The sequence below is a fragment of the Ohtaekwangia kribbensis genome, assembly GCF_042676245.1.
In the GTDB taxonomy this organism is placed as follows: Bacteria; Bacteroidota; Bacteroidia; order Cytophagales; family Cyclobacteriaceae; genus Ohtaekwangia; species Ohtaekwangia kribbensis.
Genome location: NZ_JBHTKA010000008.1, coordinates 180,301 through 192,605 on the forward strand (window position 1 = coordinate 180,301; position 12,305 = coordinate 192,605).

At 42.8% G+C, this 12,305-nt stretch carries 13 protein-coding genes and 1 tRNA gene; 6 read left to right on the forward strand and 8 right to left on the reverse strand.

What is annotated here, in order from left to right; all coding sequences use genetic code 11:
- Window positions 1-129 precede the first annotated feature (129 nt).
- On the reverse strand, window positions 130-873 hold the full coding sequence (locus tag ACFQ21_RS21525) for a LytR/AlgR family response regulator transcription factor (protein ID WP_079687297.1): 744 nt from the start codon (window positions 871-873) through the stop codon (window positions 130-132).
- 21 nt (window positions 874-894) lie between these two features.
- Window positions 895-2,010 (reverse strand): sensor histidine kinase, encoded by a 1,116-nt coding sequence (locus ACFQ21_RS21530; protein ID WP_377582510.1) that lies wholly within the window; start codon window positions 2,008-2,010, stop codon window positions 895-897.
- 139 nt (window positions 2,011-2,149) lie between these two features.
- On the opposite strand from ACFQ21_RS21530, the gene ACFQ21_RS21535 reads away from it, so the two are divergent.
- Window positions 2,150-3,349, forward strand: a complete 1,200-nt coding sequence (locus ACFQ21_RS21535; protein WP_377582513.1) for a carboxypeptidase-like regulatory domain-containing protein — start codon at window positions 2,150-2,152, stop codon at window positions 3,347-3,349.
- A 152-nt stretch (window positions 3,350-3,501) separates the two neighbouring features.
- On the opposite strand, the gene ACFQ21_RS21540 is transcribed toward ACFQ21_RS21535, so the two are convergent.
- From ACFQ21_RS21540 to ACFQ21_RS21550, 3 genes are all read right to left on the reverse strand, one after another.
- Window positions 3,502-4,701, reverse strand: a complete 1,200-nt coding sequence (locus ACFQ21_RS21540) for a pyridoxal phosphate-dependent aminotransferase (RefSeq protein WP_377584042.1) — start codon at window positions 4,699-4,701, stop codon at window positions 3,502-3,504.
- 136 nt (window positions 4,702-4,837) lie between these two features.
- Window positions 4,838-5,446, reverse strand: a complete 609-nt coding sequence (recR, locus tag ACFQ21_RS21545; protein ID WP_377582516.1) for a recombination mediator RecR — start codon at window positions 5,444-5,446, stop codon at window positions 4,838-4,840.
- A gap of 55 nt (window positions 5,447-5,501) precedes the next feature.
- Complete coding sequence (locus ACFQ21_RS21550) at window positions 5,502-5,789, reverse strand: ATP-dependent Clp protease adaptor ClpS (RefSeq protein WP_377582519.1); 288 nt, start codon at window positions 5,787-5,789, stop codon at window positions 5,502-5,504.
- 91 nt (window positions 5,790-5,880) lie between these two features.
- Here ACFQ21_RS21550 and ACFQ21_RS21555 point away from each other — a divergent pair, with 91 nt between their 5' ends.
- The gene (locus ACFQ21_RS21555; RefSeq protein ID WP_377582522.1) at window positions 5,881-7,341 is read left to right on the forward strand and encodes a sodium:solute symporter; all 1,461 of its coding nucleotides are present in this window, start codon (window positions 5,881-5,883) and stop codon (window positions 7,339-7,341) included.
- A gap of 131 nt (window positions 7,342-7,472) precedes the next feature.
- On the opposite strand, the gene ACFQ21_RS21560 is transcribed toward ACFQ21_RS21555, so the two are convergent.
- Window positions 7,473-7,778, reverse strand: coding sequence for a T9SS type A sorting domain-containing protein (locus ACFQ21_RS21560; protein ID WP_377582525.1), 306 nt, complete (start codon window positions 7,776-7,778; stop codon window positions 7,473-7,475).
- 92 nt (window positions 7,779-7,870) lie between these two features.
- Window positions 7,871-8,257 (reverse strand): MGMT family protein, encoded by a 387-nt coding sequence (locus tag ACFQ21_RS21565; protein WP_377582528.1) that lies wholly within the window; start codon window positions 8,255-8,257, stop codon window positions 7,871-7,873.
- 67 nt (window positions 8,258-8,324) lie between these two features.
- On the opposite strand from ACFQ21_RS21565, the gene ACFQ21_RS21570 reads away from it, so the two are divergent.
- From ACFQ21_RS21570 to ACFQ21_RS21585, 4 genes are all read left to right on the forward strand, one after another.
- Window positions 8,325-9,863, forward strand: a complete 1,539-nt coding sequence (locus ACFQ21_RS21570) for an Ig-like domain-containing protein (protein WP_377582531.1) — start codon at window positions 8,325-8,327, stop codon at window positions 9,861-9,863.
- Between the two features lie 76 nt (window positions 9,864-9,939).
- A tRNA-Ser gene (locus ACFQ21_RS21575) sits at window positions 9,940-10,024 on the forward strand.
- Window positions 10,025-10,268: 244 nt separating this feature from the next.
- Entirely contained in the window at window positions 10,269-10,922 is a 654-nt protein-coding gene (locus ACFQ21_RS21580) for a phage integrase SAM-like domain-containing protein (protein ID WP_377582534.1), read from the forward strand.
- Window positions 10,923-10,972: 50 nt separating this feature from the next.
- Window positions 10,973-11,239, forward strand: a complete 267-nt coding sequence (locus ACFQ21_RS21585) for a helix-turn-helix domain-containing protein (RefSeq protein WP_377582537.1) — start codon at window positions 10,973-10,975, stop codon at window positions 11,237-11,239.
- A 550-nt stretch (window positions 11,240-11,789) separates the two neighbouring features.
- On the opposite strand, the gene ACFQ21_RS21590 is transcribed toward ACFQ21_RS21585, so the two are convergent.
- Entirely contained in the window at window positions 11,790-12,305 is a 516-nt protein-coding gene (locus ACFQ21_RS21590) for a hypothetical protein (protein WP_377582540.1), read from the reverse strand.

The following is a 12,305-nucleotide window of genomic DNA, read 5'->3' on the forward strand; positions in this document are numbered from 1 at the left end:
CTGCATCAAATCACAAATGCATTAATTGTATTATTTGTATTTGCCTGCGTCTTCTGCAGGCCAAAAAAAATTCCCGTGAGTTTAGCAATACTTCTAACCCACGGGAATCCAAAATTAATGCAAGTATATTTATACTACCTTCTTACGAATAAGCTTAGCATACGTTCTACTAACCGGGAAGCTCTTACCGTTCTGCATCTTCACCACCATGCCACCATTGAAATGTTTTTCAATTTCTTTCAGACTATTGATGTTGATGATCGTACTTCTGTGTACACGGATAAAAATCTCAGGATTCAGAATCTCTTCCAGTTTACCTATACCGGATGAACTCACGAACTGATCGTTCTTGGTAGTAAGAATAGTATAATCACCGGAAGCTTCCAGGTATACTATTTCATCTACAGGAAGATTCAACAACTTCTCAGACTTCTGCACAAATATATGCGAGTCGTACGAAGTCTTGTTTTCAGTTTTGAGGTTGCGCAGCAGTTCACCTACGTTGTTCTGCTCCATCTTCATACGCGCTATAGCACGTTCAACCGCGAGTTTGAAACGCTCCTGGTCGAGAGGTTTCAGAATATAGTCAACTGCATTTTTCTCAAATGCTTTCAGCGCATACTGATCGTATGCTGTACAAAATATCACGTATGGATCGTGTGTGATTTCATCCAGTACATCAAAGCCAGTCATGCCCGGCATCTGTACATCCAGAAAAACAAGATCTGGTTTCTCCTTATCAATTAACTCTACAGCATCCTTTCCTTTCGAGCATTCACCAATTACCTGGATGTTCGGCATCTGTTGCAAATACTCTTGTAAAAGGTCGCGTGCTAATTTTTCATCATCGACAATAACACAAGTTATGTTCATGTATAGATATAGTTTAATAAGTTACATTGCTTTGCTTTTCAATTCTTCAACTATTTCCTCGTACGGAATAAAGAAGCTGACAGAATACCCCCACTCATTGGAGTGAATTCGTAAACCCGAGCCCGGACCAAAAATACTTTTCAAACGCTGATCCGTGTTTTTCATACCTACACCACTGGAACTTCCATCCATTACCTTTTTCGCTTTTGAACCGAGTCCATCATCTTTTACTTCAAAAAAGATCATGTTGTTAAAACGTTTTACAGTAAGGATGATCGTTCCGCCATCTTCCTTCGGGGCAATTCCATACTTCACAGAATTTTCAACGAGGGGCTGAAGAATCATCGGAGGGATCTCAACATTCAAACAAGAGAAATCCACTTGTTTTACAAACTTCAGGCGATCTCCAAAACGAACCTGCTGAATGCGTATATAGTTGTCAATAAAGTCAAGCTCGTGAATAAGTTTTACCATCTGGTCGCCATGCGAATCAAGCGCATACCGGAATATATCCGAGAGCTGTGTAATTACTTTACGCGCCTGCTCTTTGCTGGAACCAATGAGGGTATTGATTGAATTCAGTGTATTGAAAAGGAAGTGCGGGTTAATCTGCGACTTGAGTAACGAGATCTGCATCTCGCGGTTCTTCAAGGCAAGCTCACTTTTCTCTTGCTCCTGTTTCTGCAAACCCTGGAAGTAGCCAATCACATAGTATACTCCAACAGTAATTATATACTGATCATGAAAATGAAGTCCTTCCCACTTGAGCAACCCGATAATGTGTGCTTTCCAGAAGTCCCAGCCGATATAGCCTTCCACATAATCTTCCAGGTAATAGGACAGCGTACCCATGATCATAAAGTGAATCATAGCACCTGCGGCATGGCCTGCTACCTGGAAATATATTCTGAAACGGAACAGCCAGTTGGCGTAAAAGAAGATACCGATGATGAGAATGCAGAGAACTTCAAACAGATATAGGGCATTCCAGAAAATGTAGGTATTGGGGTTCTCCAGCTTCCACTCTATAAAAGTACCCACACCGTAATTGGCGGCAAACCAAAGGCAGAGTAAGAGGTAAGCCTTTTTCCAGACACGTGGTATTTCTTCTATAGACTTCAAGACCGGCAAATTCATAATTTAAAGTTACACAATGAAATACAAAACCGATCAGGCTTGATTAAAGGCGATAAATCTTCAATTTAAAGGAATATCCTACTCATTGTTTGAAAGCCGGGAGTTAATGTCCAATTTGACCGTCTATTTCCCCCGATAAATGCGATTTATCATTGTTTTTATACTCCTTATTGGCTTTTTCAGTGTCTCTGCGCAGAAAATAACACTTTCAGGCAGAGTTACCGACAAGGCAACGGGTGAGGCACTTTCTTTTGCATCGGTCGTTATTAAGGGCAAGCCGATCGGCACCATCGCCAACGCTAATGGCGAGTTCGATTTCCATTTTCCTTCCGAATACCGAAACGATATTATCGTGGTGAGCATGCTTGGCTACGAGAATTTTGAAGCGCCTGTCTGGTCAATGAGCTCAGGAACAATAGCGCTGAATAAATCTGTAACGATGCTGGACGAAGTTGTTGTGACAGACACCGTAACAAAAGGCGGGGAAATATTTCGTATAGCGCTTTCAAAAATTGAACAGAACTTTCCGATGGAGCCATTTCTGATGGACGGCTTCTACCGCGACATTAAAAAAGTAAGCGGTACCACTATAGCATTACTGGAAGCTGCCGTAAAAATATTTGACGAGAACTATGCTAAACCAAGAAACCCATCCAAGCTACGCGAACATGTAAAACTTGTGGAAGTGCGTAAGAGTTTAGGATACGAAAATAAATTTGCTGCATACTTCGATCAAAAAAATTTACTGGAAGATCTGCTGCTTCACAATACGATACGCTACCACCATGAGATAGCGGAAGAAGTATTCGAGAACATGCAGCGCGAAGAAGACTCTCATTACAACGACCGCGAGATCTTTGTAGTGTCGTATGAAAAGGATTTCAAGCTGAAGGTGTTTATCGATAAAGAAGATTACGCCGTCATCCACATTGATTTTGAAATAGAATATACAGGCGATAACCTCGACTCGCGCAAAGATGTAGTGAACACCTATATCGGCTACAAAAAGAAAATTGATTTCCGGAAATATAGCGGCAAGATGTACCTCAACTACATTACCGTAGTGACACACGAGAAGTGGAACGACATAACCACAAAGGCACTGAAGTTTGACACTGAACTCGTGCAACATCTCCTCATCAACCAGGTATATACCAACACTGCCGAGCGCATCCGATCAACCGAAAAGATGCGCAACTATGGCCTCCAATACCAGGACTACCCCTACAACAAAGAATTCTGGGCAAGCTACAACGTAATAAAAGAGACTGCGCTGGATCGGCAAGTGATCCGCGATTTGGAGAAGGACGCACCGCTGGAGGAGCAGTTTGAGAATTAGCTGTTGAAATAGTTGCTGGCTACAAGCTTCTAGATTGAGAGCCGTTATGAAACGTTTCCACGTAGTAGCTACAAAAAATTAATGGCTTAGCTTATACCTATAAAAAGCAAAGAACCCTGAGCAACGCTCAGGGTTCTTTATATACTTAGTTCTTACTTCAGCGTTGCCAACGTCTCCTTCAGTCTCTTCAGTGCCTCGCGCAGATCGCTTTCTGAAGCTGCGTATGAAAGTCTTATGCAGGCTTCATCTCCGAACGCCCCGCCTGGGACTAGTGAAACGTGTGCTTTCTCTAGCAGGAACAGGCAAAGATCATCTCCGTTCTTGATTGTTCTTGTTCCGTCTGATTTTCCGTAGAATGAGCTTACGTCCGGGAAGAAATAGAAGGCGCCTTCCGGATAGTTTGCCTTTACGCCTGGAATTTCTTTCAACAGGTTATATACTATATCTCTGCGCTTGCGGTATTCCTCCACCATTTTAGTAGTAGGTGCTATATCGCCTGTTACAGCGGCCAGTGCAGCGCGTTGTGCTATGGAGCAGTTGGCGGATGTAATTTGTCCTTGTACTTTATTGCAACCATCAGCAATCCATTTTGGTGCTGCTATATATCCAACTCTCCAGCCGGTCATGGCATAACCTTTTGCAAAACCGTTTACTGTGATGGTACGTTCAAACATTCCGGGGAATGATGCTATGCTTACCTGCTCGCCTGTAAAGTTGATGTGCTCATATATTTCATCAGCGATGATCAACAGGTTCGGGTGCTTCAATACAACATCCGCTATATCCTGAAGTTCTTTGCGTGAGAATACAGAACCGGTAGGGTTGCATGGCGATGAGAAGATCACTGCTTTTGTCTTGGGAGTAATGGCAGCTTCCAGTTGCTTCGCAGTAACTTTGAAATCATTTTCTATACCGCCTTTTATAATTACCGGGGTTGCTTCCGTGAGGCGAACCAATGCATCGTAACTTACCCAGTATGGCGAGAATACAATTACTTCGTCACCCGGGTTCAGCAACGCAAGCATAGCATTTGCTATAGATTGCTTCGCTCCGTTTGATACAACTATATTTTCGGCTTTATAGGGAACATTGTTTTCTTTCTGATACTTGGCAGCCAGGGCTTCGCGCAAGTCCTGGTAGCCGGCTACCGGAGGGTATGCAAAATACTTTCCATCATCAATCGCTTTCTTGGCAGCCTCACAAATGTGTTGAGGAGTTTTGAAATCAGGCTCACCAAGGCTAAGACCTATAACATCTATACCTTTCATTTTAAACTCACGAGCCTTCGCGGCCATTGCAAGGGTTGCAGATTCTTCAATCGCGTTGATTCGGTTGGAAAGTGTACTCATAATTTTGTTTGTAAAAAAAGCGAGCAAAGAAAGGCATTATCGCTTTAAGTTGGAAGATTTGCCCACAGATTTGAAGATTTCATATTTCAGACTATACTTCTGTGTCTGAATTTTTAAAAATTGAAATCAGCAATTGGTATTAATTGAAAAGCGTACGGCCCGTTATACTTCTACCTAACGTTATTTCGTCTGCATATTCCAGATCCCCGCCTACGGGTACACCACGCGCAATAACACTTACTTTAACCGCGATCTCGCGAATGCGCTTGTTTATATAGAAGGCCGTGGTATCGCCTTCCATGGTGGGGCTCAGTGCCAGAATTACTTCTTTAATCTCGGCTTGTCCGTTGGTTAAACGATTTACAAGCGACTCTATTTTCAGATCCGCAGGTCCTACACCATTTACCGGAGAGATAACTCCACCCAGCACATGATACACCCCGTTGAACTGCGCTGTGTTTTCAATCGCCATCACATCCTTTACATCCTCCACAATGCATACTATACTTCGGTCGCGTCTGTGGCTCGAGCATATAGAGCACATCTCGGCATCGCATATAGTATGGCAAACTTTGCAGAACTTGATGTTTGCACGAAGTTTATTCAGAGCATCCGTTAACGCATAGGTATTTTCATCCTTCGCTTTGATGAGGTGCAGCACCAAACGCAAAGCAGTCTTCTTACCGATACCGGGAAGTTTCGCGATTTGATTTACAGCTTCTTCAATAAGTTTGGAAGGATACTCCACGGTAAACGCAACAAAGATTTAAGGTATAAAATTTCAGACAGGCAAGACTACGCGATTACAGAATGCGGGCATCAATACCCACCTCACAGATCGCCTCACGCATAGGACGCAGAAAATCAAACGTTCCTTTTTTCACAGCGCACTTACCTTTATAGTGAATGATGAGTGTGCATTGTTCCGCTTGTTCAGGGGTATGCTTGCAAACGCGAATCAACGTTTCGATTACATGATCAAATGTATTAACGTCATCGTTGAAAACTACCAGATCCATCTGATCGATCGTCTCCACCGCTTCCAGCACATCCACATCGGTCAATACTTCTTCCTGATACATGGGTTTCATAATACAAAAATACGTTGCGAAACGGTCTCGTTCAAGATCGATTTGGATTTGATCCGATTTCCTGATTCTTTGCGCTGCAAACTTCATAAACATGACTCCCACACTGGTTGCCATTATCATGATTGTCTATTTTGGTGCGTTGATATTCATCTCCGTGATCACATCGCGCGGGGCCGACACCAATACATTTTTTACCGCCAACCGCCAGTCGCCCTGGTACCTGGTGGCTTTCGGTATGATCGGCTCATCGCTTTCAGGTGTAACATTCATTTCGGTTCCCGGCAATGTTGGCAAAATCGGCTTCGGTTATTTTCAAGTCGTGCTCGGCTACCTGGTAGGTTACTGGTTAATCATCGGTATACTCATGCCGTTGTACTATCGACTCAACCTGATATCCATATATACTTACCTCGAACAACGTTTTAATTTCTGGACCTATAAAACCGGTGCGTTCTTTTTCCTGGTGTCGCGTACTATTGGTTCATCGCTCCGCTTGTTCCTGGCGGCAACTGTATTGCAATTATTTTTATTTGATGCGTGGAACGTTCCCTTCTTTGTTACGGTAGCAACAACAATCCTCCTCATCTGGATATATACTTTCAAAGGCGGAGTTAAAACCATTGTGTGGACGGACTCCTTCCAGACTATATTTCTGATCTCGGCCGTGTGCATTGCTGTTTGGCAAATAGCCAGTCAGTTGGGTATGTCATTTGGCGAGATGGTGAGTACGATAAGATCGAGCGAGTACTCGAAGATGTTTTATTTCGATGATCCCAATTCCACGCAATTCTTCTGGAAACAATTCTTAGGGGGAGCGTTCATCACGCTTACTATGACCGGGATGGACCAGGAGATCATGCAGAAAAATCTCACTTGTAAAAACCTGGGCGAAGCTCAGAAAAACATGTTCTGGTTCAGCTTGCTGCTGGTGGTTGTAAACCTGTTGTTCATTACACTCGGTGCGTTGCTATATATGTATAGCTCCAAGAATAATATACCACTGCCTGCAGCGTCAGATGAGTTGTTCCCGCGACTCGCCATCAATGAACTCGGCCTGGCCGTTGGTGTCTTCTTCTTACTCGGTATAACAGCATCGTCATACGCCAGTGCAGACTCTGCCCTCGCAGGACTCACCACTTCATTTTGCATCGACTTCCTGAATTTCAAAGACAAGCCTGAAGCCGTAAAGCGCAGACAAAAATTTATGGTGCACTTAGGGTTCTCGTTCCTGTTTCTCATCATCATTCTGGTGTTTAAAGAAATCAACAAGCGCTCGGTCATCGATGCCGTGCTGAACATAGCCGGCTATACCTACGGACCTTTATTGGGACTATTCGCGTTCGGCTTATTTACCAAGCTGCAGGTGCGCGACAAGCTCGTACCCATTGTTTGCGTGCTTTCTCCGGCAATTTCTTACCTGCTCAGTCTCAATTCTGAAAAACTCTTCGGAGGCTATAAAATCGGGTTGGAAATTTTGTTGATCAACGGCATGATCACATTTCTTGGCTTGTGGCTCATTTCGAGAAAAGACCACGCACACGTGAAGATTTAAGGTTTGCGTGTAGCCACGGGGTTAGTTGCAGAAGCTATAAAAAGGAAAAGGCCACCTCTCGTCTGAAGCAGCCTAGACCCGATTAAAACCAACCCCACTATATTTTTACAGGTGCATCATCGGTAGATGCATCACTTGTGTTTGCTTGTGTATTGATATTCCTGTACTTCGTTTCCCTTGGTGAGTCGTATCACATAGGTACCCCGTTGTACGCTGCCAAAATCGATGATCATCTTACGCTTTTGCATATTATGCGAAGTGATCAGTTCACCATTGGCATGGAAAACTTCAACCTTTGCTCCCTTAAATTTCTTATGAGCTTTCAGCACGAAAAGATCTTTGTGCTTGTAAGCAGGTACTGGTATTACATCATCTGCAAAAGCAGAAGAAGAGATTAAAAAGCAACCAGCAACAAGAACTTTGATAAGGGTCTTCATAAGTCGTTGTTTTGAAACCACCTATTGCCAACCCTATGCCACAGCGACAAATGCCGCAAATACAGTTAAATTAGAGGGGTAATCCTTACATCTTATCCAGTTTTGGGACGCTTTTTTCTCGGTTTGGTTTCATTCAACTCCAAATCCGTTGAAGGATTCCAGAAAACTTCGTTGAACGCTACGATTTTATCGTTAACCACCTTCACTCCTTCTTTCTTTAGAAGTCGCTCCATTTTTTCCGGTGGGTTGAAATGATGCTTTCCGGTAAGCAGACCTTTACTGTTTACAACGCGATGTGCGGGTACATCTTTTGGGCAACCATGCATGGCCCAGCCTACCATGCGCGCACTCGATTTCAATCCAAGGTATTGTCCAATAGCACCGTAACTGGTTACACGACCCACGGGAATGAGCCGCGCTACATCAAACACATCCGTAAAGAAATTTTTATCAGTTTGTTTCTTTTTGGTACGTGGCATATCTAAAACTTTCGATCTTATTAACTTTACGGCTTCCTTAGAATTAGAACTAACTTAAACTTTAATCGTGAAGCATTTAAATATTTTCATTTTTTTGTTTTGTAGTTGCTTAACAGCCATCGGCCAAAATCATCATTTAGTTTTTCCTGATTCAACAGGATGGAATGTACTCAATGAAAATCAAGAGGTATCGTTCAAAGTAAAAATTGCACCCGAGGTGCCGGCATTCTTTTCCATTGAAGGAGCTGAAGGCCTCAATATAAATTTCGATACACTCGGTAATTTCAACTGGAAGCCTTCGTACGACCTGGTAGATCGCGTAGCATTAACAAAAGATGTTACGGTAATTTTTCAGGCAACACTACGCGATGGTAAACGCGAGCGTAAACCCGTTACGTTTACAGTGCGTCACATCAATCGTCCTCCGGTTGTAGAAGATCTCCCGGTGTTCTACGTAAAGCAATCAAACCAGAACACCTACCAAATCGCGAATGATTATGTATATGATCCGGATGGCGACCCGATCGTAATCAAATCCATTCAATCACAAATGCCGGAAGGCTCTGCGCTTTCATCACTCGGACAATTTACCTGGACACCTTCGCGCGGACAGTTTTCTTCGTTGAAGAATAGTCCGTTGCAGGTGGAGTTCATCGTGCAGGATCAACCCGACAAAGCAGAATCAAAAGGTAAAATAAAGATCGCGCAGACGCAGCTTGATCTTCCACCAGAGATCCTTATCGTACCCGGTGATTCACTCTTCACCATTAAAGAAGATGAAACACTGAACCTGAAGATATATATATCTGACCCCAACGGTGACGACAATGTTCGTAACGTTGGTTTTGTATCAGCTGATAAACGTATACCGGCAGCAAGTCTCAAAGAAAATACAACGCTTCAATCTGAGTTTACCTGGACACCGGGTTATGATTTTGTAGACGACACGCAGAGTTTCTTAATAGCCGAGATTGTGTTCTTTGTAGTAGATAAATCAAACAATCGTACACAAAGAAAAGTACGCATCAAGATTGCCGACACTGAAAACCTGATCAAGAAAGACGGTCACCTTTACCAGAAATATAGAGCTAACCTGGTGGATGCGTTGGTGCTGATAGACCAACTCGATGCCAACCAGAAAAAATTAAATGCAGACTATAAGAAAGCGAAGAAGGGTAAAAAGAACCGCTCGATTGTAAACGCATCGCTCGGTGCTGTTACCGGTTTTACTCCGGCTGTGGTTGACAATTCGGATCAGTCGAAAGTAGTTTCGGCTGTGGGTGGTACAACGGTGCTTACGCTGGGTACGCTGGAGGCAACGGAAGTTGTTGGTCGCTCGAAAGAAAACATCCTGGAGAAGATCAAGATTGGTATCGACATCCGGAACAAGATTCAATCCATGGGCGATGATTTTGCCCGGAAGTATGCATTGAAGTCAGCGCGGAGAAACCTGGAGTTCGATAAAGACATCGAAAAACTACGCGCCAACCTCAACGACCAGCGCATTGTACTGCTGGAATTGGACGCATACTCCAAGAATGCCGCGAAAATCGACAATAAAGACATCAAAAAAGTGTTTGTTGACTTCGCAGACGAACAGAAGTAAAAAACTTCTTTCAAGATTTTTTGCTGGTTTTTAAGAAAGCTATACATTTGCACTCCTTAAATAAACCAGCAAACACAGAGGAGTGGTAGAGCGGTTTATTGCACCGGTCTTGAAAACCGGAGACTGTAACAGGTCCGGGGGTTCGAATCCCTCCTCCTCTGCTGAGTATCAATCAAAGAAAGTTAAAACCTCGATTTCCTTATGGATTCGAGGTTTTTTCATTTTAGCGCCTTCCATTTGTCACCAAAAGTTACTGATCTGTAGGTGACAATTCAGTGACCAAGCCATGCGGCAAATCAGTGTCACTAAATCGTACCAAACACATTGAAATCCAACCAGTTCAAAATTTGGACATCTTGATTTCAGTGCCTTAGAAATTCATTTTTAACTAAAACAAAAGTGACTATGGTACGGAGAACAATTTCAGTGAAGTTCTATGCTCGCAAAGGAAGATCTACAGCGGCAGGCTTAGCACCAGTGTGCATGCGCATCTACATGGGCGATCAGAAGTTTGAAACGAACACAAAGATTTACGTCAAGCCCGAAGAATGGAAAAACGAAAAAGTAAAAGGTACAAACGAGGAAGCCAAGCGAGTTAACAGATGCATTGAAGGTTTCAAGATGAAAGCGTTTGATCTTCAACGTGAGCTGATGAATGAAGGGAAAGAAGTGACGCTTGACAACATCAAAGCAAAATGGTTCGGCATTTCACTGGAGCGACCGCGCATGCTGATGGAAATTTTCGCGCAGCATAATCATCAGATGAAAGAACTTATAAATAAGGAATTTTCGCCATTGACATTCGAGCGATATGAAACCTCCTTCCGTCACACGCAATCCTTCCTTCGTTGGAAATTGAAAATCGATGACATAGATATCAAGCTTCTCAACTACGAGTTCATCGCAGATTATGAGTTTTGGTTGAAATCGGAAAGGCGTTGCGATCACAACACAACCGTGAAATATACTAAAATAAACCTTCGAATTCAGCAAAACAATACTGTCGCTTCATTTGGTCTGTACAAATATTTCTTCCCCAGCTGGGACCCAACTGGGTAGATTTTTGAATTCAATTGCATCACATTCGAATCAAACAAAACTTTTTGATTATGAATGAAGCAATTTTTAAGCATGAGGATTTGCAGCATTTCCGCGTGCAATTGTTGGAAGACTTAAAAGCAATGCTTGGCGCATCACAGTCGCTGGTGAAGAAAGAATGGCTCAAAAGTTCTGAGGTGAGAAAGATGCTTGGAGTCTCTCACGGCACCTTGCAGAACCTTCGGGTGAATGGCTCACTACCTTGCAGTAAGGTAGGCGGTATCATCTTCTATAAATACGATGACCTTATCAAACTTCTGGAAGGTAGCCGCAGGTAGATGGACCACCTTGAGCAACTTAAAACGTACCTTAATCGGGTGGCTTCAGATGCTCGTCTGAAGCCTTCCCATATTTCTCTCTTCACCGCCCTCTGTCGCGCCTGGCTTCTAAGCGACTGCAAAAGTCCCTATCATGTATCAAGACGCCAACTGATGCGTGCGTCTCATCTCAATTCTAAAACAACATATCACAAAGCAATTTCAGATCTTCAGCGGCTAGGATATATTCAGTATCAGCCATCGTTTCATCCGCATGAAGGGAGTTCAATCCGCATGATTTGAGTAAAGTCTCAATCTTAGAGAGCATTACAAAATCCTGTTAGATTAATTGAGTTGCCTAGTCTTCTGGCAACAGCAAGATGTATTTTTGTCCACAAAAAAGAAGAGCCGATGCCTTGACTTCGCGGCCTCAGCAAGATGTAACTTTGTCAACAAAAATCCCTCTCTCGATGCCGGTCTTCCAGCATCAGCAAGATGTATTTTTGGCAGCCAAAAATGTGCTCGGAACTCGCACATTGGGTGGGTAAATCAATATTTAGAGTAACGACTGTTAGACTGTTACTTCTAATTTCTTACGAACATGTTTCTTTTGCTGATTCCTCAATCCTTTGTCGGTGGAAATATGATGCTCTTTTTCTTTCTCGATCAATTTATACCACCAATTAGCTGGTATATTATTATTCGAGTGAATTTCTAACCTAATAAAAAGATATTCCGCTGGTGGCCGATGTTTATTTATTACCTGACTAAGTTCAGTCTCATCAATATCGATTTCTTCTGCAAACGCTCTTCGCTTAATATCCAAAATATGAACATATTGAACTAAGCAAGAGCTAAACCTCATATTAGGGTCAAAATCATCTTTCTTCAGATAGTCCTTTAGTTTCAATTTGAATTGAAGAATTTTGGCAGCAAGTCGATCCCTGTCACTTAAGCCAGATTGAATTCTTCTCCGTGCTTCCGCTAGTTCATCTTTTGCTTTATCAAGTTCTTTGCTGCTCAGATTCCTTGTAAGAATCAAACCATCAAATTTCTCGCGATCTAAATAATCTTCCTTTTTTTTCAT

Bases quoted from the DNA above. Each gene is read 5' to 3' on its own strand.
- ACFQ21_RS21565 (WP_377582528.1), bottom strand. From the start codon at position 8,257: ATGCCACGTACCAAAAAGAAACAAACTGATAAAAATTTCTTTACGGAT.
- ACFQ21_RS21525 (WP_079687297.1), bottom strand. From the start codon at position 873: ATGAACATAACTTGTGTTATTGTCGATGATGAAAAATTAGCACGCGAC.
- ACFQ21_RS21555 (WP_377582522.1), top strand. From the start codon at position 5,881: ATGACTCCCACACTGGTTGCCATTATCATGATTGTCTATTTTGGTGCG.
- ACFQ21_RS21530 (WP_377582510.1), bottom strand. From the start codon at position 2,010: ATGAATTTGCCGGTCTTGAAGTCTATAGAAGAAATACCACGTGTCTGG.
- ACFQ21_RS21535 (WP_377582513.1), top strand. From the start codon at position 2,150: ATGCGATTTATCATTGTTTTTATACTCCTTATTGGCTTTTTCAGTGTC.
- ACFQ21_RS21580 (WP_377582534.1), top strand. From the start codon at position 10,269: ATGGTACGGAGAACAATTTCAGTGAAGTTCTATGCTCGCAAAGGAAGA.
- ACFQ21_RS21590 (WP_377582540.1), bottom strand. From the start codon at position 12,305: ATGAAAAAAAAGGAAGATTATTTAGATCGCGAGAAATTTGATGGTTTG.
- ACFQ21_RS21550 (WP_377582519.1), bottom strand. From the start codon at position 5,789: ATGAAACCCATGTATCAGGAAGAAGTATTGACCGATGTGGATGTGCTG.
- ACFQ21_RS21585 (WP_377582537.1), top strand. From the start codon at position 10,973: ATGAATGAAGCAATTTTTAAGCATGAGGATTTGCAGCATTTCCGCGTG.
- ACFQ21_RS21560 (WP_377582525.1), bottom strand. From the start codon at position 7,778: ATGAAGACCCTTATCAAAGTTCTTGTTGCTGGTTGCTTTTTAATCTCT.